The organism is Paenibacillus sp. GCM10023250 (genome assembly GCF_042653205.1).
In the GTDB taxonomy this organism is placed as follows: Bacteria; Bacillota; Bacilli; order Paenibacillales; family Paenibacillaceae; genus Paenibacillus_Z.
This window is the reverse complement of the sequence record NZ_JBHSHY010000019.1, coordinates 1-18,624: the sequence shown is the minus strand read 5'-3', so window position 1 is coordinate 18,624 and position 18,624 is coordinate 1. Positions and strand designations below refer to the sequence as shown.

The 18,624-nt window shown below is 62.1% G+C and carries 13 protein-coding genes; 5 read left to right on the top strand and 8 right to left on the bottom strand.

What is annotated here, in order from left to right; genetic code table 11:
• Positions 1-6: 6 nt before the first annotated feature.
• Entirely contained in the window at positions 7-858 is an 852-nt protein-coding gene (locus ACFPB1_RS15830; protein WP_379226969.1) for a sensor histidine kinase, read from the bottom strand.
• Between the two features lie 84 nt (positions 859-942).
• Positions 943-2,616, bottom strand: coding sequence for a copper resistance CopC/CopD family protein (locus ACFPB1_RS15825; RefSeq protein WP_379226967.1), 1,674 nt, complete (start codon positions 2,614-2,616; stop codon positions 943-945).
• 453 nt (positions 2,617-3,069) lie between these two features.
• On the opposite strand from ACFPB1_RS15825, the gene ACFPB1_RS15820 reads away from it, so the two are divergent.
• Together ACFPB1_RS15820 and ACFPB1_RS15815 are read left to right on the top strand one after the other, a co-directional pair.
• The gene (locus tag ACFPB1_RS15820; protein ID WP_379226965.1) at positions 3,070-5,295 is read left to right on the top strand and encodes a ribonucleoside-diphosphate reductase subunit alpha; all 2,226 of its coding nucleotides are present in this window, start codon (positions 3,070-3,072) and stop codon (positions 5,293-5,295) included.
• 226 nt (positions 5,296-5,521) lie between these two features.
• Positions 5,522-6,559: a ribonucleotide-diphosphate reductase subunit beta gene (locus tag ACFPB1_RS15815; protein WP_379226963.1), complete on the top strand. Its 1,038-nt coding sequence runs from the start codon at positions 5,522-5,524 to the stop codon at positions 6,557-6,559.
• A 100-nt stretch (positions 6,560-6,659) separates the two neighbouring features.
• Here the strand turns inward: ACFPB1_RS15815 and ACFPB1_RS15810 are convergent, their stop codons facing one another.
• On the bottom strand, positions 6,660-7,796 hold the full coding sequence (locus tag ACFPB1_RS15810; protein ID WP_417623321.1) for a substrate-binding domain-containing protein: 1,137 nt from the start codon (positions 7,794-7,796) through the stop codon (positions 6,660-6,662).
• Positions 7,797-8,331: 535 nt separating this feature from the next.
• Here ACFPB1_RS15810 and ACFPB1_RS15805 point away from each other — a divergent pair.
• The gene (locus tag ACFPB1_RS15805; RefSeq protein ID WP_379226959.1) at positions 8,332-9,066 is read left to right on the top strand and encodes a hypothetical protein; all 735 of its coding nucleotides are present in this window, start codon (positions 8,332-8,334) and stop codon (positions 9,064-9,066) included.
• A gap of 4 nt (positions 9,067-9,070) precedes the next feature.
• Here the strand turns inward: ACFPB1_RS15805 and ACFPB1_RS15800 are convergent, their stop codons facing one another.
• From ACFPB1_RS15800 to ACFPB1_RS15790, 3 genes are all read right to left on the bottom strand, one after another.
• Positions 9,071-9,487, bottom strand: coding sequence for a gamma-glutamylcyclotransferase family protein (locus tag ACFPB1_RS15800; RefSeq protein ID WP_379226957.1), 417 nt, complete (start codon positions 9,485-9,487; stop codon positions 9,071-9,073).
• 28 nt (positions 9,488-9,515) lie between these two features.
• On the bottom strand, positions 9,516-11,630 hold the full coding sequence (locus tag ACFPB1_RS15795) for a putative bifunctional diguanylate cyclase/phosphodiesterase (protein WP_379226955.1): 2,115 nt from the start codon (positions 11,628-11,630) through the stop codon (positions 9,516-9,518).
• A gap of 379 nt (positions 11,631-12,009) precedes the next feature.
• Positions 12,010-12,927, bottom strand: a complete 918-nt coding sequence (locus ACFPB1_RS15790; protein WP_379227108.1) for a VWA domain-containing protein — start codon at positions 12,925-12,927, stop codon at positions 12,010-12,012.
• Positions 12,928-13,607: 680 nt separating this feature from the next.
• Between ACFPB1_RS15790 and ACFPB1_RS15785 the strand changes: the two genes are divergently transcribed.
• Positions 13,608-13,910, top strand: coding sequence for a hypothetical protein (locus ACFPB1_RS15785; RefSeq protein WP_379226953.1), 303 nt, complete (start codon positions 13,608-13,610; stop codon positions 13,908-13,910).
• A gap of 196 nt (positions 13,911-14,106) precedes the next feature.
• Here ACFPB1_RS15785 and ACFPB1_RS15780 read toward each other — a convergent pair whose 3' ends face one another.
• Entirely contained in the window at positions 14,107-14,688 is a 582-nt protein-coding gene (locus ACFPB1_RS15780) for a TetR/AcrR family transcriptional regulator (RefSeq protein ID WP_379226951.1), read from the bottom strand.
• Positions 14,689-14,962: 274 nt separating this feature from the next.
• Here ACFPB1_RS15780 and ACFPB1_RS15775 point away from each other — a divergent pair, with 274 nt between their 5' ends.
• A complete protein-coding gene (locus ACFPB1_RS15775) occupies positions 14,963-17,854 on the top strand; it encodes an MMPL family transporter (protein WP_379226949.1) in 2,892 nt (963 codons plus the stop codon).
• 39 nt (positions 17,855-17,893) lie between these two features.
• Here the strand turns inward: ACFPB1_RS15775 and ACFPB1_RS15770 are convergent, their stop codons facing one another.
• Positions 17,894-18,256 carry a hypothetical protein gene (locus ACFPB1_RS15770; protein ID WP_379226947.1) on the bottom strand — a complete coding sequence of 121 codons (363 nt, stop codon included), beginning with the start codon at positions 18,254-18,256 and terminating at the stop codon, positions 17,894-17,896.
• Positions 18,257-18,624: the final 368 nt, after the last annotated feature.

Genomic DNA, 18,624 nt, shown 5'->3' with positions numbered 1-18,624 from the left:
TTTCCCTCACCCTTCCTTCTCGACCTCCACGACCGTTCCGCGGCCGCCGGACCACGGTTCGTCCGCGCCGGCGCGCCGGACTGTGAAGCGCCAGCCCATCTCGGCGGCGCGTCCCTGCATCATGCGGACGCCGTAGCATCCCTTCGCGAACAGCCGCTCCGGGTCCGCCCCGGCGCCGTCGTCGGCGACCGCGCAGCGGAACGCCGACTCCCCGACGGACGCGGCTTGCACCCGCAGACGCGACGCGCCCGCATGCTTCCGCGCGTTCTGCATCGCCTCGCGCACGATGGCGAGCAGCTGCACTTTCTCCTTGCCCGACAGCCGGGCATCGGTCAGCCGCCAATCCAGCTCGACGCGCAGGCCGCCGCGCTCCAGCTCCGCCGCCATGCCGCGCACGGCCTGCATCCACTGCGCGTCGGCATGGGACGGCTCGCCGCGCAGCCCCGCGATCGACTGCCGGACGTCGTCGTAGACGTGCTTGACCGTCCGGCGCAGCTGGCCCATCGTTTCCGCCGCCAGCTGCGGATCGTCGGCGCGCTCGAGCTTGTCGAGCTTCACGGACAGCAGGAAGAGCGATTGCGAGATGCCGTCGTGCAGCTCCCGCGCCAGCTGCTCGCGCTCCTCGTACGCCGCCTCGGCCGCCTTGGACCGCTGCAGCGTGTCCTGCGCGTCCTCCAGCATCCGGAACAGCCGGAGCAGCAGCGTCGCGGTTACGGTCATGACGATGACCGGCGCCAGCGCGTTGCCGAGATTCATGGACAGATAAGGCAGCAGCAGCGTATGGCGCAAATATTCCCACAGCGCGATCGTCAGCGTCGGCGTCCACAGGATCAGCCATTTCAGCCGCTTGTACGTCATCTTCGTCCCCGCCTCCCTTCCGTCCGAGTCCGCGTTCCGCCAGCGGCCCTCCGATCGGGCGATGCATGATCCGGGCTTCGGCCCTTAATAGTTGCGGAAATCGACCTTCTGCACCATCTCGTTATCGTCCTTGTCGCGGACGCGGATCTCGGCCTCCCACCGGCCGGCGAACGGAATGTACGGCCCTTCGGCCTTGTACGCCGTCTTCGCGAAGCCCTCGAAGTCCGTCAATTCCGTGTCCTCGAACGGTTTGATCGGCACCTCGATCGGCCCGAGCTCCTTGCGGTCTAGCGAGAACAGCCGCAGCTCCGCCGACTTCGCGGCGCCGGCGGCGTCCGGCAGCCAGACCTTGACGGTCAGCTCGTTGACCCCCGCCTTGTTCGGTGTAACCCGGAAGGACAGATGCATCTTGTCGCCCATCTGATGGTACGTGACGGGCTCGTTGGCCGGCAGCGGGCTGACGTACGTGAACAGCGCCGCGACGACGACGATCAGCGCCATCAGCGCAGCGTCCGCGCGGAGCAGCGCGCCCGTCGGCAGGCCGCCCTTGCGGATCCGCAGATGCAGTACGCCGCCGACCCCGAGCACGAGCACGACCAGCCCGGTCTTGACGAGCAGCAGCGTGCCCCACGCCGTGTAGAGCAGATACTTCAGGCTCGGCAGGAAGAGCAGCGTCAGCCCGACGCCCGACAGCGCGAGCAGCATAAGCGACAGCAGCGCCGCCTTGGAGAACAGCGCGGCGAAGCGGCCGGCTTCCTTGCGGTCCTTCAGCCACAGCATGAACAGCAGCGTCAGCCCGCCGGCCCAGACGGCGGCGGAGGCCAGGTGCAGGAAGTCGAACAGCACCGTCGCGTATGCCGGCGAGAAGACCGGCGCGTGCCCGCTCCAGCTTTCGACGGCCAGCATGGCCGCCGCCCAGAGCGCCCGGAGCGCCGGATGGAGCCGGACGAACAGGAACCCGAGCAGCGCCAGCGCCGCCAGCGCGATCCATTCCTTGCCCACGGCCGTGTCGAGGAAGAGCTTGCCGTAGTCGCTCGACGGATAGCCCTTCAGAATCTCGCGCGCGTGGACGAAGATGTACAGCAGCACCGCCACGAGCTGCGTGCGCAGCGCGACCGGCTCCCATTTCCGCTGGATGCCCGCCAGCGCCTCGCCTCGGTTTGCGGCGGCAAACCGCCAGAACATGAGTCCCGCCGTCCACAGCAGCGCCGCGTAATACAGCGAGCGGACCGCGTAAATAATAAATTGATTTGTCGTCAGCCCCGTCGCCGCGCCATGGCCTTCGTGCCCGAGCGCCTTGTGCGGATCGAACGCGGAGGCGTCGACGCCCCGCGGCGGGTTGCCCACGACGAAGACGTACGAGCCGCTGACGGGATGGCCGTCCGCGGAGACGACCGCGTACGACACCGTGTAGACGCCTTCGCCGAGCTTGGGCAGCGCCAGCGTCAGCGTCCGGCTGTCGGCGCTCGCCGCCGGATCCGCCTGCGTCACCCGGCGCGATTTGTCGTCCAGCACCTCCAGCGAACCGACCTTCGCTTCGATCGCTTCATTAAAGGCGAGCTCGATCTCCTTGGGGCTCTGATCGTAGCGGGCATTCGGCTCCGGCACGGAGCGCTCCAGCTCGGCGTGCGCGAACGCCGCCGAAGGCGCTCCGGCCAGCAGGATGCCGAGCCATAGGGCAAACACCGCCGCCGCGAAGGCGCGGTGCATCAATTTGCGCAGTCTATTCATACGGCCGGTCAACATCTTGAACGTCACGTCCCTTCCTTCTATTCCATGCACCGATTTCGCAACCGATAACCAATAAGCCTAGTGTACTAGAGCGAATCGCAGAGCACCAATCGTAAATTCAACTTTTGTTTGAACGAATCCGTTTTCTGCCCAAGCCGCGCGAAAAATCCCGTTCCCGGATTCGCACCGAAAATCCCTATTATTGTCACGACACGTTCGCGTCCCGAAATGCTATAATTGTTTTTTGCTCGCCGCTTTTTTATTTAGCTCCGGGGACGCCTGAACGGTCGTTTGCGAAAGGGCGCCGCTGCGAGCTTTCATTGATTTTTCATGAAGAAAACGGGTTTTCCGGAGGGCCCGGATGTCGAATTGTTTAGCTTGACTATCACTATATCTCGGTGTAACGTAGGAAAGTACTTACAACATATTGTGTATTACGGGTTGTCGGACGACAACCTTCGACAAGGAGTGGCTCTGCCCGTGGATATTATTAAAAGGAATGGTCAGAAGGAAGAACTCATCTTTTCCAAGCTGAAGAAGGTCATCGATTTCGCCTGCCAGAGCTATAGCGACTGCGATCCTTTGGAGCTGGAAACGGCCTTGCTCCCCTATTTCCGCAACAACATCACGACGAAAGAAATTCAACGTACGCTGACGCAAGTCGCAGTCGAGAAAACGAGCATCGAAGAGCCGAACTGGCAATATGTCGCGGCCAAGCTTCTCGTATACGATCTCTATAAAGAATCCGCCATCAACCGCAAATACGGCTACTTCGGCTACGGGGACTTCTATTCGCTCATCACGTACCTGACCGATAAGGGCTTATACGGCAGCTACATACTAGAACACTACACGCGCGACGAAATCCGCGAGCTCGGCAACTACATCGTGCCGGAACGCGACTATCTCTTCAACTACATCGGCCTGAAGACATTGTCCGACCGTTATCTCATCAAGAGCTTCAACGGCGACGTGCTCGAGCTGCCGCAAGAGCTGTTCATGGGCGTGGCGATGCACCTGGCCATGAAGGAAGACGACAAGCTGGCCTGGGCCCGGAAATTCTACGACGTGCTGAGCCGCCTGCAGATGACGGTCGCTACCCCGACGCTCGCGAACGCGCGCAAGCCGTTCCACCAGCTGTCGAGCTGCTTCATCGACACCGTGCCCGACAACCTGTGGGGCATCTACAACGTCGATTCCAGCTTCGCCCAAGTATCCAAGTTCGGCGGCGGCATGGGCATCTACATCGGCAAGGTCCGCAGCCGCGGTTCCAACATCCGCGGATTCAAAGGCGTCGCCGGCGGCGTCGTGCCTTGGATCAAAAACTACAATAACACGGCGGTCGCGGTCGACCAGCTCGGCGTGCGCTCCGGCGCCGCCGCCATCTACCTCGACGTCTGGCATAAGGACATTTTCGACTTCCTTAACCTGAAGACGAACAACGGCGACGACCGGATGAAGGCGCACGACATCTTCCCGGGCGTCTGCATCCCGGACCTGTTCATGCGCAAGGTGCAGGCGCGCGAGACATGGTACCTGTTCGATCCGCACGAAGTGCGCGGCTTCATGGGCTTCTCCCTCGAAGACGCCTGGGGCGAGGAGTGGGAGCGCCGCTACGAGGAGTGCGTGAACCATCCGGAGCTGTCCCGCGAGGAAGTGCCGGCGATCGAGATCATGAAGCGCATCCTGGCCAGCTCCTTCGAGACAGGCACGCCGTTCGTGTTCTTCCGCGACGCGGTCAACCGCGCGAACCCGAACAAGCACAAGGGCATCATCTACTGCTCGAACCTGTGCACGGAGATCTGCCAGAACATGAGCCCGACGGAATACATCACGACAACGCACGAGGACGGCATCATCACGACGCAGATCAAGTCCGGCGATTATGTCGTCTGCAACCTCTCCTCCCTCAACCTCGGCCGCACGCGGACGAGAGAAGAGATCGAGGAAGTCGTCAGCTGCCAAATGCGCATGATGGACAACGTCATCGACCTGAACCATTATCCGATCCCGCAGGCGGAAATCACGAACCAAAAATACCGCGCCGTCGGCCTCGGCACGAGCGGCTACCATCAGTGGCTGGCGCTGAACGGCATCGCGTGGGAATCCGAGGAGCACTTGGACCGCGCCGACGAGCTGTATGAGTGGATCAACTACTGCGCCGTCAAAGCGTCGATGGAAATCGCCAAGGAGAAAGGCGCGTTCCGCGTCTTCGAAGGCAGCGAATGGCAGACAGGCGCTTATTTCGAACAGCGCGGTTACGATGCCCCGCACTGGCAGAAGCTAAAGCAGGACGTCGCCGAGCACGGCGTGCGCAACGGCTGGATGTTCGCTATCGCGCCGACGGCTTCGACGTCGCTGATCGCCGGCTCCACGGCGGGCATCGACCCGATCTTCAGCAAGTTCTTCGTCGAAGAGAAGAAGAACGCGGTCATTCCGCAAACGGCGCCGAACCTCAACGAAGAGACGTTCTGGCTCTATAAGGAAGCGCACCATATCGACCAGCACTGGAGCATCAAAGCGGCGGGCCGCCGTCAGCGCCATATCGACCAGGCGCAGTCGTTCAACCTGTACATCACGCCGAACTACACGGCGAAGGAGTTCATGGACCTGTACATGGCTGCATGGGAGAACGGGCTGAAGACGGTGTATTACTGCCGCAACAAGAGCTTGGAAGTGGACGATTGCGTAAGCTGCAGCTCGTAATCCGTCCTTGAACATAAGCTTGCTTTATAAGCTTGCTTTCCGGGCAGACGAGGCGCGGGACCGGCGCGGGCTTGCGTGCCTTATCCAAATGACATGGCATGCGGCGCGCGGCCGTTCCTTCAGGAGCATCGCCGCTCCTTAGGCCCCGGACTGCCCGCTGGCTTGCTTGCGCAAGAAACACCGCATTACGTTTAGGTAGCAGGAACAGAAGGAGGCAGCCCATTTTATGGAACTGCAGAAGAAAAAATTGTTTAACGAGGAAGGCGAACGCGACTGGGGCAAGCGCCTCATGATCGGTGGCAACACGACCAACCTCATCGAGCTCAACAACGTCAAATACGACTGGGCCACGAAGATGTACCGGACGATGATGAACAATTTCTGGATTCCGGAAGAAATCCCGCTGTCCCAGGATGCCAAGGACTACAAAAACCTGTCCCTCTCCGAGCGGAACAGCTACGATAAAATCATCAGCTTCCTGATCTTCCTGGATTCGCTGCAGACGGCGAATCTGCCGAACATCAACGAATACATCACGGCGCCGGAGGTCAACCTCGTCCTAACGGTCCATACGTTCCAGGAAGCGGTGCACAGCCAATCCTATTCGTACATCCTCGACAGCGTCTGCTCGCCGGAAGTGCGCGATCAGATCTACAATCTGTGGCGCGAGGACAAAAACCTGCTCAAGCGCAACCGGTTTATTACGGACCTGTACGAGAACTTCATCGCGAACCCGTCTTCGCAAAACCTGATCAAGACGATCATGGCGAACTACATTCTCGAAGGCATCTACTTCTACAGCGGCTTCAGCTTCTTCTATGCGCTCGGCCGGCAAGGAAAAATGCTCGGAACGGTATCCGAGATCAAATACATTCAGCGCGACGAGCTGACGCATCTGGCGTTGTTCCAAGGCATCTTCCGCGAAGTCCGCAAGGAAAACGCGGAACTGTTCACGCCGGTGCTCATCGAGGAGCTGCGCCAAATGATGCGCACGGCCGTCGAGCACGAGATCGAGTGGGGCAAGTACATCACGAACAACCAGATCCCGGGCCTGACCGACGAAATCATCGACGCGTACATCAAGTTCCTGTCGAACGAGCGGCTGCGCAAGCTGAACCTCGACATTCTGTATCCGGAAATCACGGAGCACCCGATGAAATGGGTAGAAAGCTTTAGCAACATGAACGGCATGAAGACCGACTTCTTCGAGCAAAAGGTCACGAACTACAGCAAATCCTCCAACCTCAACTGGGGCGACCTGTAAGACCGATTTCGTATACGCCGCCTTGTCCGCGCCTTCCGCGCGGGCGGGGCGGTTTTTTGCTGCAACCGGCGCGCTGCCTTCGAACGAAAAAAAGCAAGCGTCAGGAGAGTTTCCTCCATCCGCTTGCTTCAGTTTCCGGCTTGAGCTGCGGTATGCCGGTGTGCACCGCCAAGGACATTCGCTCGATGATCCTCGTGTTGACTTTGACCGTGACCGGTTTCTTGACGCCTCTGCCATGCATCCGGTCAAGCAGCATTTGGACTGCCCGCCGCGCCAGCTCGTCCGCCGGCAGAGCCACCGATGTCAGCGGCACGGGCAGCATCCGGGCGAGCTCGGAATCCGAGAAGCCCGACAGCGACAGGTCTTCCGGTACGGCCTTGTTCATCCGAACGGCGGAATAATAGACGGCCGCGGCCAAATAATCGTCTCCGCACGCCACCGCCGTCACTTTCCGGTTCGCCTTCAGGAAGGCTTCTATCTCGGAGTTGCCCTCCCGGTAATGCGCATGGCTGTCCGCCCGTTCGACGACCAGGATATATTGGCTCTGTACGGGAATATCGTGGTCGATCAGCGCCTTCAAATACCCCTTATAGCGTTCGTCGATGCTGCTGACGTCCTGAATCGGATTGGTGACGAAGCCGATATCCCGATGTCCCGCTTCGATGAACCGCTTTACCATGTCGTACATGCCCTGGAAGGAGTCGTGCACGACGGAATCCAAGGCCGCTCCGGCGAATAACCGGTCGATCAGCACGATCGGCACGCCCGATTCGCGCAGCCCGAGCGCCGCGGGGTTCAACGCTTCCCGTCCGCGGGCGAGCAGCAAGATGCCGTCGACTTCGCCTGCCAGCCGCTTCAAGGAAGCTTCCTCGTCGGCGGCATCCTTGCTCAGCCGAATCATTAGCTCGCAATTATAAGCGCACGCCGCCGTTTCCAGCTCCGAAACGAGGCGCGATGTGTATGAATCCAATACCGGCAGCACGAAAGCGATGCGTCTTCGCGCGTCCGTCCATGCGCTGCCCCCGCTCGCGTCCAAGGCCGGCGTCGGGACCTCCGTCCCGTCTTCGTTCAACTGCGATGGCGCCGCCTCCGCCAGGAACGTCCCCCTTCGTCTGAGCCGGTAGACGCGTCCCTGCCGCGCCAACAGGTCGAGCGCCAGCTTCGCGGTCATTCGGCTGATGCCGAACATCGCCGCCAGTTCCGCCTCCGAAGGCACGGGATCATGCGGCTGCAGCATGCGTGTTTGAATAATTCGTTCGACTCTAACCGCCGTTTCCCGATATAAATGCGGACGGTTCGTTCCTCTGCTCAATCCAATCACCTACATGTCCTTGCATGAATATACAAATCGTACCCGCTCCCGCCGTCTTTCTCAAGCTTCCAATGGATGAAGTATTTGTAAACCCGAAACAATCGAAGGGCAGTACATCTATTCCGGCCAGGGCACGTTTTCGGAAAAGCCGCTTCATGGTACAATAATGAAACGAAGTACCGGACATATCAGGCCCATACAGCGGAACAGAGACGGCATGGTCTTCGTTCCGCGCTTGACCGCGCAATCCTTCGCGAAGCCTGGCATCATTCGAACCGAAATGAAGCACACTACTCACCAAGACTGCATTCGCATTCATTGTTCGGATTCCATCGCTTTAGCAACCGTACGACCGCTCAGACTAAAGTCCAGCCGCAAAACTGGACTATGGCCGTTACACGCTTTCCGGACATCCATGTACACTTGATGAGAAAGAACGTGGAAATGAGGGGTACTGCATATGTCGCAGCAAATCTATATCATTAACGCGGCGCTTGCCGTCTTGCTCCTGCTTCTCGCGTTATGCGCGGGCTTCCTGTCGGGCAGCCTTGCCTTGCGCAAAACCGTCGACTCGCTTCAACGCGGCTCCATCGCGACGCTCGCGCTTCTCGGCGTCATGACGCTGATCGCCATCGGCAAAGTGACCATGCTGATCGCCACGTACTCATACCGCAGCTGGTTCGTGCTGGATTCGGCGCTGCTGTTCCTGACGCTGATTATGGCGCCGACGGCCGCCATCGCGTTCTTCTCCTTGCCTCGCCTGCTGCAGCTGGCCAAGCTTCAGCCCCGGGATGCCGGGAAGCCGGTCAGCCGCACGAAACGCCGCGCCGCCTCCGAGGTCGGGCTCGTCGTGCCGATCCAGGTGCTCGTCATCGAAGCGCTGCTGTACGCCGCGATTAACATCTTCCCGCTCGGGATGGCGCTTCGCAAGGAAGTGCTCGTCGTCGGCCTGCTCGTGCTGATGTCGCCGGCGGTGCTCATCTGGCGTCAATCCATTCGCCGCCGCCGCATTCACCGGGACGACGGGACGTCGACGATTCATTTCATCAAGCGGGTCGTCTTCATCACCATGGCGTTCATGCTTCTGGCCTTCGGCATTATCCATACGATGAACAACGCCAAAACGCTCAGCGAACCCGCTGAGCGTGACGAAACCTTGCAATTATCCGTCTCCCCCGCCTTCCCCGGCAAATAGACGTCTACGCGCGATCCATCCGCTTGCGCGCGGTATAGTCCGGCCAGTACGTTTCCCGAATGGCCGGACGGTCCCGCGGTCCTTCCCAGACGTAAACCCAGCCGGCCCGATCCGGGAATTCGGCATCCGCGGTCCACACGCGAGCGTAATCGTTGACCTCTTCGGCCCCTTCATACTCCTCGAGCGCATCCATCGCCCGCAACCCGCGGTCGCCGACCGTGATCCATAGTCCCCTCACGTGAGCTCCCTGTGCCTGCGCCAAGCCGTCCCGTACGAGCGCGGGATACGCCCCGCAATCGACGAGCCGGCCATGCACGACGCCCGGTACGGCCTGCCGAATGTGACCCGCCGCGACGGCGTGATTGCTTTGACCCGGCAGCAGCGAGCCGTAAACGAACATGCGGTGTTCCCGCTCGGCCATCGGCCTTCAGCCTCCTCTCCCGGCCCGGTCAAGCCGTCTGACTGCGGTGGCGGAACCAATTCTCGAACAGATTGGCCGGAATCGGCTGCGTGTAATAGAAGCCCTGCGCCTCCTCGCAATCGCGCTCCCGGAGGAACTTGACCTGTTCATCGTTTTCCACGCCTTCGGCGGTGACCTTCAGCTTTAAATGTTTGGCCATGGCCGTGATCGTCGACACGATGGCGGCGTCGCTGCCGCCTTGCGTTAAGTCGTTCACGAAGCAGCGGTCGATCTTGAGCTTGTCGACCGGGAACCGCTTGAGCGAGCTGAGCGAGCTGTAGCCGGTACCGAAATCGTCGATGCTGATCTGCACGCCGAGCTCCTTCAGGCTAGCCAGCGTGTCAGCCGCGAATTCCACGTCGCTCGTCATGCTCTCCGTGATTTCCAGCTCCAAGTACTGCGGCGGCATGCCGCTCTGCTCCAATATCGCCTTGATCCGCTCGGCCAGCTGATGCTGCCGGAACTGGCGCATCGACAGGTTGACCGACATCATCATCGGCGGCAGCCCGGCGTCCTGCCAAGCTTTGTTTTGCCGGCAAGCGGCGCCGAGCACCCATTCCCCAAGCTGGAGAATGAGCCCGTTCTCTTCCGTAAGCGGAATGAACTCGCCCGGCGGCAGCAGTCCCCGCTGGGGATGCTGCCAGCGTACCAGCGCTTCCACGCCGACGACCTGGTTGCTGCGCAAATTGACGAGCGGCTGGTAGGCGAGCGCGAACTGCTCCTCTTCGATCGCGCGGCGCAGATCGCTTTCCAGGCGAAGGCGGTCATGCGCCTGGCGGTTCATCTCCGGCGCGTAGCTGCAATACTCGTTGCGATACGCCTTGGCCGAGTAAAGCGCCGTGTCCGCGTTCTTGAGCAGCGCCTCGACGCTGTCGCCGTCCTGCGGGTAGAAGCTGATGCCGAGGCTGATCGTGACGTGATACTCCGCTTCGCCCAGGACGAACGGCGCGTCGAACAGGCCCATGATCGATTTCGCCTGCCGCTCGGCCGGCTCGCTGCCAGACTCCGCGCAAGGCAGAAGCAGGGCGAATTCGTCGCCGCCCATCCGGTAGACGCGCTTCGCCGGCGCCGCGCGGCGCAGCCGCTCCGACACGGCCTGCAGCATCCGGTCGCCGGCGGAATGGCCGAGCGCGTCGTTGATCGTCTTGAATCGGTCGATGTCGAGCAGGAACACGGCGACCCGTCCGTTCGTCAGCCGTGCGCGCTGCAGCTCCTCCTGAAGCTGCTCCATCAGCAGCCGGCGGTTGGACAGGCCGGTCAGCTCGTCGTGGTACGCGAGGAAGCGAGCGCGGGATTCCGTCCGCTCGCATGCCTGGTACGGCTCCTCGACCGTGACGTAATAGACGCCTTTCATCAGGAAATAGCAGCCCGCCAGCTTGTACGCGTGGCCGATCAGCATGTCGCTGCCGGACTGGCCGAAGCTTAGCATGAATTGCAAATCCGAGAGGAGGAAGAACACGAGCGACTGAACGATCGCGAGCGCCGCCTGCGGCCGCTCTGTCCGGCGGCGGTACAGCACGAGGACGATCGCGCCGAGATAACCGAACGCGATGAGGCTCTGCGCGGCGATGCGAAGCAGCATCGCCGAACGTCCACCGAACAGCGCCGCTTGTTCGTCAAACAGGAAATAGCTGCCCGAGGCCAAGCACGCGAGCGTCGCGGAAGCCGCGAAAGCCGGAAGCCGGCGAGAGGCCGGCACGAGCGAGTCGCGATGCCGGAAGATGAGGCACAGTCCGACGGCTCCGGCCAGCTGCGCGGACATCGCGAAGAGCTGCGAGAGCGTCAAGCCGCCGGCCGCCCGGAAGAACGGCATGCCCGGGGAGGTCAGCGCGTGGAGCAGATTGAGCGCGCCCACGGCCCCGAACAGGGCGGCCGTGAAGAGCCGATGTTTCGTAAGCGAATCGACGAAAAACAGCCAGCCGAACACGAGTATGGCGAAGCAGACGGCGAACCCGAACAATTCCATGCCGGAATGGAGAAAGAGGTATACGCGCGGCGGCAGCGGTTCATGCGCCCCGCCGTGCAGCGCGCGCAAGAGGACAAAGCTGAGTATGGCGGAGAACGCGGTCCCCATCGTGATTTTTTCCGCCCGGGTAAGTGACATGATGTCCTCCTTCGACATGCAGCCGTAGATGATTGTGCCGCGCAAGCACCCGGACGCCGTCCGGTGTCCGGGCGCTTGAGCGGCGAAGCGCGGTTGTCCAGCCGCGGTCCGCAGGCCTCTGCCGCGTCGAACGGCCGCAGGCCGGCGGAAAACCGGGAGGCGCCGCCGGATGTCCGGCGGCGTCTGCTCTTGCCGCATCGCCCGAGCGAGGCGAGCGGTCTATTAGATCGAGGTCCGGCCCCCATTCGACAGAACCGGCGTCGACGGGAAATCAGGACCGAAATTCAGCTAATCCCTTCTAGTTTGTACCATTCCGCGTCACTTGTCCAGTTTGTTTCGAACGCCTCGTTTCAACTATTTTTCGACAAAATCCTGCCGATTACGACGCGAAACGATTGATGACTTCCACGAGCAGGTCGTTCAGCGCCTTCACCTCGTATTCGCCGACCGCAGGCTCCAGATGATCGTTGCCGATGCCGCTGTGATCCGTCAAAAATAAATACGTGCCGCCCGTGGCCGACGCCATGAACCGCATGAGGTATTCCGTATGGGCGTCCACCCCGCTGGAGGCGACCGGAACGATCCGGATCCCTGCCGCCGCGGCGTCTTCGGTCAGCTCCTGCAGCCGCTTCACGATCTTGCGGTCGCGATGGGGCGGCGCATCCATGACGAGGAACAGCAGCCTCGCCCGCGCGCGCTCGCTCCACTCATGCTTGCCGATGGCATTCGCCAGCGCTTCGTCCACCGCTTCCGGAAAATCGCCGCCGCCGGCGGCGTCCTGTTCGGACAGCCGTGCGACCGTCTCGTCGATATCGTCTGTGAACGGGTACGGCTTGACCACGTACTCGTCCCCGCGATCGCGGTAGAAGTTCGCGCTGACCCGGATGTCCAGCTGCTGCCCGTTGTCCCGGTCGACGCGCCGTACGACGTCCTTCAGCTCCGTCTTCAAGTAATTCAATTCGTCCTCCATCGAGCCCGTCGTATCGACCAAGAGCAGCAGGTCGAGCGCCTTCGGCGGCTGAACCGCCTCCCCGAGCTCGACCTTGAGCGCTTGCCCGCGCGGGATCGGCACGTTCTCGAAGCGCTTCCGCTGCTGCCCCGCTTCGACGGTCACCCCGAATTCCGCCTGCTGGTCCTGGTCGTCGTACAGGCCCGCGTAGGCGTAGGCAACGCCTTCGTTATTCGTGCGCGCCTCCCAGACGATCTCCCCGTCCCGGCCGGTCAGCGTCACCTCCGCATCCGCGACCGGCTTGCCGCCCGCCGTGACGTCGACCTCCAGGCGCCGCTCGGGGAACATCGACCAGTACGACTGGCTCTCCCTTGCTTCGGCGCCGTCCAGCAGGCGCTGCCAGGATTTCCAGGCGAGCGTGTCGTTCCATTCGCCCGCGGTCAGCTGCCCCGGCTTGGAAGCGTCGTACTGGGACCCGCGTCCCCCGCCGCCCCGCTCCGGCTCGACGGCCGAATCTCCGCGCTCTCCGTCCGCGGCCGGTTCATCCGAGCCGGACGAATCGCCGGCGGCGCCGTTCTTGCCCGAATCGCCCGGCGAACCCGGTCCCGCATTGGCGGTCGAATCTGCCGACGAGCCGGCATTCGTCTCCGCGTTGTCCGCCGCGGCGTTCCCCGAATTCGCCCCTTCGTCATCCGAATTCGAGCTGCAGCCGCCGAGCGCCAGCGCCAGCGCGAGCAGCGCCGCGACGGATGCTTGCGCCGCTTTTTTGCGGCCCGTTCGTTTTCCGTTCCTTTCGCCTTGCGCATGCCGATGGTTGACCAATTCCGATTCCCCCTTTATATTGTTCGGACAGCCAATATCTGTAAAATGCCAATCGTACTTTATACGCGCCGTCCGGCGGATTTGTTGCAATGCCGGCAGAGCGCCTTTACAATGGGGGAATAACTTTTCGGGCTCGGCCGGCCGGACACGCGCGCATGCGCGGCGGCGCCGGCTCCCGCGAATCCGAATTAGGAGGCGCCCTCGTCTTGGACACCTATCACGTAGCGGAATTATCCATCGCGCACGGCGGCGCGGCGACGAAGCTGGCGTTCTCGGCGGCGCAGCTCGTCGTCGTGGCGGATGCCGGCCGCAAGCTGTGGTACGTCGAGATCGACGGCATGACGCAGCATACGCTGCTGCGCATGTTCAGCGAGAGCGACGACATCGGCGTCGCCGTCAGCGGCATTACCGCGGGCGGACGGCCGTTCCGGGGGAGCGGCTACTTTCACCCGAACGTGCCGCATAGCGCAGCGGCGATCCGCGGCGACGGCGAGCTGGCCGGCTTTTGAGCTTGGGCCGCTCCATCCGCACGCAGTCGCGCGCGGCACCCGTTGATCGCGCTTCCCGCGCACGCCAAAACAGCTCCGGCTCTTTCCCGACATCGGGAAGAGACCGGAGCTGTTTTTTTGGCATTGCCGTCTTAGCAAGCGGGCGGCGGCGCCGCGATAGCGCGTCATCCAGGAGCGGAGGGGGCGGCCGGTCCCGTTACTGCGGGGCGATGCCTTTGAAGAACAATTCGAAGGTCATCGTCATCCGGGTGGCGAGGGGCTCGTCCCCAGCCTCCATCGCCCAGACGATCAGCGTGCCGAAATACGTCTGGAACGCTTGCTGCGCCAGCATCTCCGGCGGCATGTCCTTGCGGATCTCGCCGTTCTCCTGCGCCTGCAGCACGAGCGGCAGCAGCGCTTCCGACAGATCGGCGAGCAGCCGGTTGTGCAGGTCGAGCGCGGCGTTGGTGGCCAGCATGCCCTGGAACAAGGCGCGCGTCAGCGGCTTGTTCATCTCGAAGCGCTTGACGAGCTCGAAGACGAGCAGCTGCAGCCGCGGTACGAGAGGCCCCGGCGTGCCCTTCAGCTTCACGACCTCATTCATGGCAAAAAAACCTTGCAAATCGCATAGAAGATCGTCCTTGGACGAAAAATAGTTGAAAAAGGTTCCTTTGGCAACGCCCGCCTGCTTGGTAATGGCTTCGACCGTCGTCGTCTCGTAGCCCTGCTCGGAAAACAAAGCCAGCGCGGCTTCCTTGATGCGGGCCCGGGTCAGTTCTTTCTTCTGCTCGCGGTTCATGTCGGCGTCCTCCATCGTCAGACGTTGTGTCCCCCCCCATTGTAGCACAGCCGCTCTAGGGCGTAAACCATATATGACCCGCGGTCATTTTCTATCAAGACTAGCTGCCACCACGGATCTCCGCTGCTGCGTATCCTAAGCTCTCCTCCAATTCAATACTGGATTCCAAGGGATATGGAGAAATTATGACCGTTGGTATATGATTATTGACTTTACGATTTTCCATGCGCTATAACTATGCATAGAGAAAGCCCAGCTTAAGGAGGTATTCCCGATGACAGAAAAGTTCATCCGCGGCATCGCCCGCGCCAGGTGGGCGGTCTTGTTCGGATGGCTTGCGATTACCGTCGCGTCGGTGCTGTTTTTGCCCAATTTGGCCGACATCGTGCGTCAGACCGAGCAGAAATTCGTGCCGGCCGATTCCGAATCCGTCGTCGCCAAGCGCCTGCTCGAAGAGATCAATCCCGAGGCGACGACCAAATCGAGCGCCATTCTGGTCTATTCCAGGGACGGCGGCCTGACCGATCAAGACCGGGCCTGGCTCAAGGCCAAAGCGGCCGAGCTCGAGGGCTTGAGCGGCAAGGACGGTTTCCAGTCCGTCCAGTCGGCGTACGAGACGCCCGAATTGGCGTCCAAATTCCGCAGCAAGGACGGCACGACCGAGATGCTCATCGTCGGCTTCTCGGGCGCGGACAACGACGCGCTGACGCAGGACGCCGTGGGCGAGCTCGACGGCCGGATCAAGGATGCCCCGGCCGGCAGCAAGGTCGAGCTGACGGGCAGCGCGCCGATCGGCAAGGACTTCCAGCAGAGCTCCGAGAACGGCCTGAAGAAGACGGAGCTGCTGACCGTGGCGCTCGTCCTTGTCATCCTGCTGATCGTCTTCCGTTCGCCGGTCGCGCCGTTCGTCCCGCTCATCACGATCGGCCTCTCGCTCGTCATCACGACCGGGCTCGTCGCCGCGGCGACACACTGGGGCATGCCGGTCTCCTCGTTCACGCAGTCGTTCCTGATCGCGGTCATGTTCGGAGCGGGCACGGATTACTGCATCCTGCTCATCCAGCGATTCCGAGAAGAGCTGAGCCGCGACGGCGACAAGGTCGAGGCGCTCGTGCGCACGATCCGGACCGTCGGCAAGACGGTGGCCTTCTCCGCGAGCACCGTGTTCGTCGCGTTCTTCCTGATCGGCTTCGCCCAGTTCGGCCTGTACCAGTCCGCCGCCGGCGTCGCCATCGGGGTCGCCGTCACGCTGATCGCCGGCCTCACCTTGACGCCGGCGCTGCTGATGATCTTCGGCAAGGCGGCGTTCTGGCCGACCCGGATCGCCGCGGGCCAAGGCCACGGCGAATCCAAGCTGTGGGCGGGCATGGCGGCGTTCTCCGCGCGCCGGCCGGTCGCGATCATCCTCGTGACCGTGATCGTGCTCGCGCCGGTGACGCTGCTGTTCCAGAACAAGCGCTCCTTCGACGACTTGGCGGAAATCGATCCGAAGCTCGGCTCCGTGCAAGGCTTCCGCCAGGTGGAGCGCACGTTTGGCTCCGGCGAGGTGTTCCCGCTGTCGATCGCGATCGCGTCGCCGGACTCCATGCGCGATCCCGCCGCGCTCGCGGCGATGGAGACGGCCAGCGCGAACGTCGCGAAGCTGAGCGGCGTCAAGGAAGTGCGCAGCGCCGTCCGGCCGCTCGGCGCGCAGCTCGCCGATCTGACGGTCTCCGGCCAATTGACCAAGACGTCGGAGGCGATCCAGCAGCTCAAGGACGGCGTGGATCAGGTCGCGGGCGGATTGAAGGAGGCCGAAGCGTCCGTCTCCGGCGGCCGGGGCGACGTCGACAAGCTGACGAGCGGCCTGCGGACGATGGCCGCAAAGACGAAGGACGCGCAGCGCGGCCTGAATCAAATTCGCGGCGGCCTGCAGCAGGCGTCCCAGGGCGCGAAGCGGCTCGAAGACGGGCTTGCGCGGAGCGCCGCCGTCTCGGCGTCCATGAGCGCCGATCTGAGCGCGCTGCTAAAGGCCCATCCCGAGCTGAAGGACGATGCCGCCATGCAGCGGCTGCTCGGCAAGCAGCAGGGGGTATCCGGCGGCTTGAACGAGCTGAAGGACGGCGCGAACCGGTTGTCGTCCAGCTTCGCGCAGCTGACCCCCGGCGTCTCCCAAGCGGCCAGCGGCCTCGGCCAGCTCGCGGCCGGCCAGACGGAAGCCGCCGAAGGCGCCGCGAAGCTGAGCGGCGGTCTGAAGGAGTTGACCGGCGGGCTGCAATCGGGCGCGAAGGGGCTCGGCGACGTCTCGGCCGGACTGACGCAGGTCAAGGCGGCGCAGCAGGCGATCGGCGACAGCCAGATCCCGGGCTGGAACCTGCCGCAGTCGGCGCTCGACAGTCCGGAGCTGCGGCAGGCGCTGGACTACTACATTTCCAAGGACGGCAAGACCGCGAAGTTCGACGTCGTGCTGGCCGTCAATCCGTACTCGCCGGAAGCGCAGGATACCGTCGGCCAGGTCCGCGACGCGCTGGCGCACAGCTTCAGCGGCACCGCCCTGAAGGACGCGAAGTTGTACATCTCCGGCACCTCGGCGCAAATCACGGAGCTGAAGGCGATCTCGAAGAGCGACTTCATGCGGACGGGCGCGTTCGTCCTGATCGGCATCTTCATCGTGCTGATGCTCATGCTCCGCTCGATCGTGGCGCCGCTGTATCTGCTGCTGTCGCTCGGCTTCAACTACCTGGTCACGATGGGCATCGTGGAATTCATCTTCGTCCGCCTGCTCGGCAAGGAAGGGCTGTCCTGGAGCGCGTCGTTCTTCATCTTCCTCATCCTCGTGGCGCTCGGGGTCGACTACAGCATCTTCCTGATGGCGCGGTTCAAGGAGGAATACCGGCCGGGCGGCATCCGGGACGCGATGGCGAAGGCGATGTCCACGACCGGCGGCGTCATCGTCTCCGCCGCGATTATCATGGGCGGCACGTTCGCCGCGCTCATGATGTCGGGCGTGAACACGCTGCTGCAGATCGGGGCGGGCATCGTCGTCGGGCTGATCCTGTACGCGTTCGTGTTCATGGGGCTCGTCGTGCCGGCGCTCGCGAACTTGTTCGGCGCATCCAACTTCATGTCAGGCTTGTCCCGTAAGAAGGACAAAGCGCCGAAATTGAAGGAAGTCGGCGATGTATAACGTCTAAAACCAACGGGAGGGGCCGCTCCCTCCCGTTTGCTACTTATATAAAAGAACGCCCCGAACGTCCGCTCGATCCTCGCCCTCATTCACGATTTTCAGCTTGTACGTGCCGGCAGGCACGACAAAGGCGAAATGCGCCATTCGGACGCCGGCGACCACGTGGCGGTCCGTTACCGGCCGGTCCGTGCGGGCATTCACGAGCAAGTACCCGATCCGCGGTGCCGCCTCGGCGCCCTCCGCCCGGGTCTGGACGGTGATCACCTGCACGCGGTTGGATTGGCCGTCGACGCGGAACGATTGCGAAGTCATCGATCCTTTGAAGCGGAATGACGTGAAGGTGATGCTATGGCGGAACGAACGGTCGTTCAAATGCCGGGTCAGCCTCATCGAAGCACGCATACGATCAACTCCTAGGATGGTCATAGGATAACCTGCTAGTTGGGGAAACGGCAGCCAGCTGCCGTTTCTTCGTGTCTATTGAGCTATCGTATCCCGTTTGGAAACCGCATCGTACTGAGGGGTTTAATCCAATGCGATCAAATGAAGTACCTTTATAAACTTCTCTAACTTTTTAAATACTCGCCAAACAAGCCCGTTTTTCCTAGCCATTCACTGCTGTTTTCGACTAATCGCTTCAACTATCCTCCCTCTATGGAGAATCACTTTTCTCTTAAATACTCTCGGTTTCTTAGATTTTGACCGAGTGTTCTTCTTCGCAGGTAACAGACCATTGGAATGAAGTTGTAGATGAAGAAATTTATGGGGCT

Bases quoted from the DNA above. Each gene is read 5' to 3' on its own strand.
- ACFPB1_RS15830 (WP_379226969.1), bottom strand. From the start codon at position 858: ATGACGTACAAGCGGCTGAAATGGCTGATCCTGTGGACGCCGACGCTG.
- ACFPB1_RS15815 (WP_379226963.1), top strand. From the start codon at position 5,522: ATGGAACTGCAGAAGAAAAAATTGTTTAACGAGGAAGGCGAACGCGAC.
- ACFPB1_RS15810 (WP_417623321.1), bottom strand. From the start codon at position 7,796: ATGCTGCAGCCGCATGATCCCGTGCCTTCGGAGGCGGAACTGGCGGCG.
- ACFPB1_RS15805 (WP_379226959.1), top strand. From the start codon at position 8,332: ATGTCGCAGCAAATCTATATCATTAACGCGGCGCTTGCCGTCTTGCTC.
- ACFPB1_RS15800 (WP_379226957.1), bottom strand. From the start codon at position 9,487: ATGGCCGAGCGGGAACACCGCATGTTCGTTTACGGCTCGCTGCTGCCG.
- ACFPB1_RS15795 (WP_379226955.1), bottom strand. From the start codon at position 11,630: ATGTCACTTACCCGGGCGGAAAAAATCACGATGGGGACCGCGTTCTCC.
- ACFPB1_RS15790 (WP_379227108.1), bottom strand. From the start codon at position 12,927: ATGTTCCCCGAGCGGCGCCTGGAGGTCGACGTCACGGCGGGCGGCAAG.
- ACFPB1_RS15780 (WP_379226951.1), bottom strand. From the start codon at position 14,688: ATGAACCGCGAGCAGAAGAAAGAACTGACCCGGGCCCGCATCAAGGAA.
- ACFPB1_RS15775 (WP_379226949.1), top strand. From the start codon at position 14,963: ATGACAGAAAAGTTCATCCGCGGCATCGCCCGCGCCAGGTGGGCGGTC.
- ACFPB1_RS15770 (WP_379226947.1), bottom strand. From the start codon at position 18,256: ATGCGTGCTTCGATGAGGCTGACCCGGCATTTGAACGACCGTTCGTTC.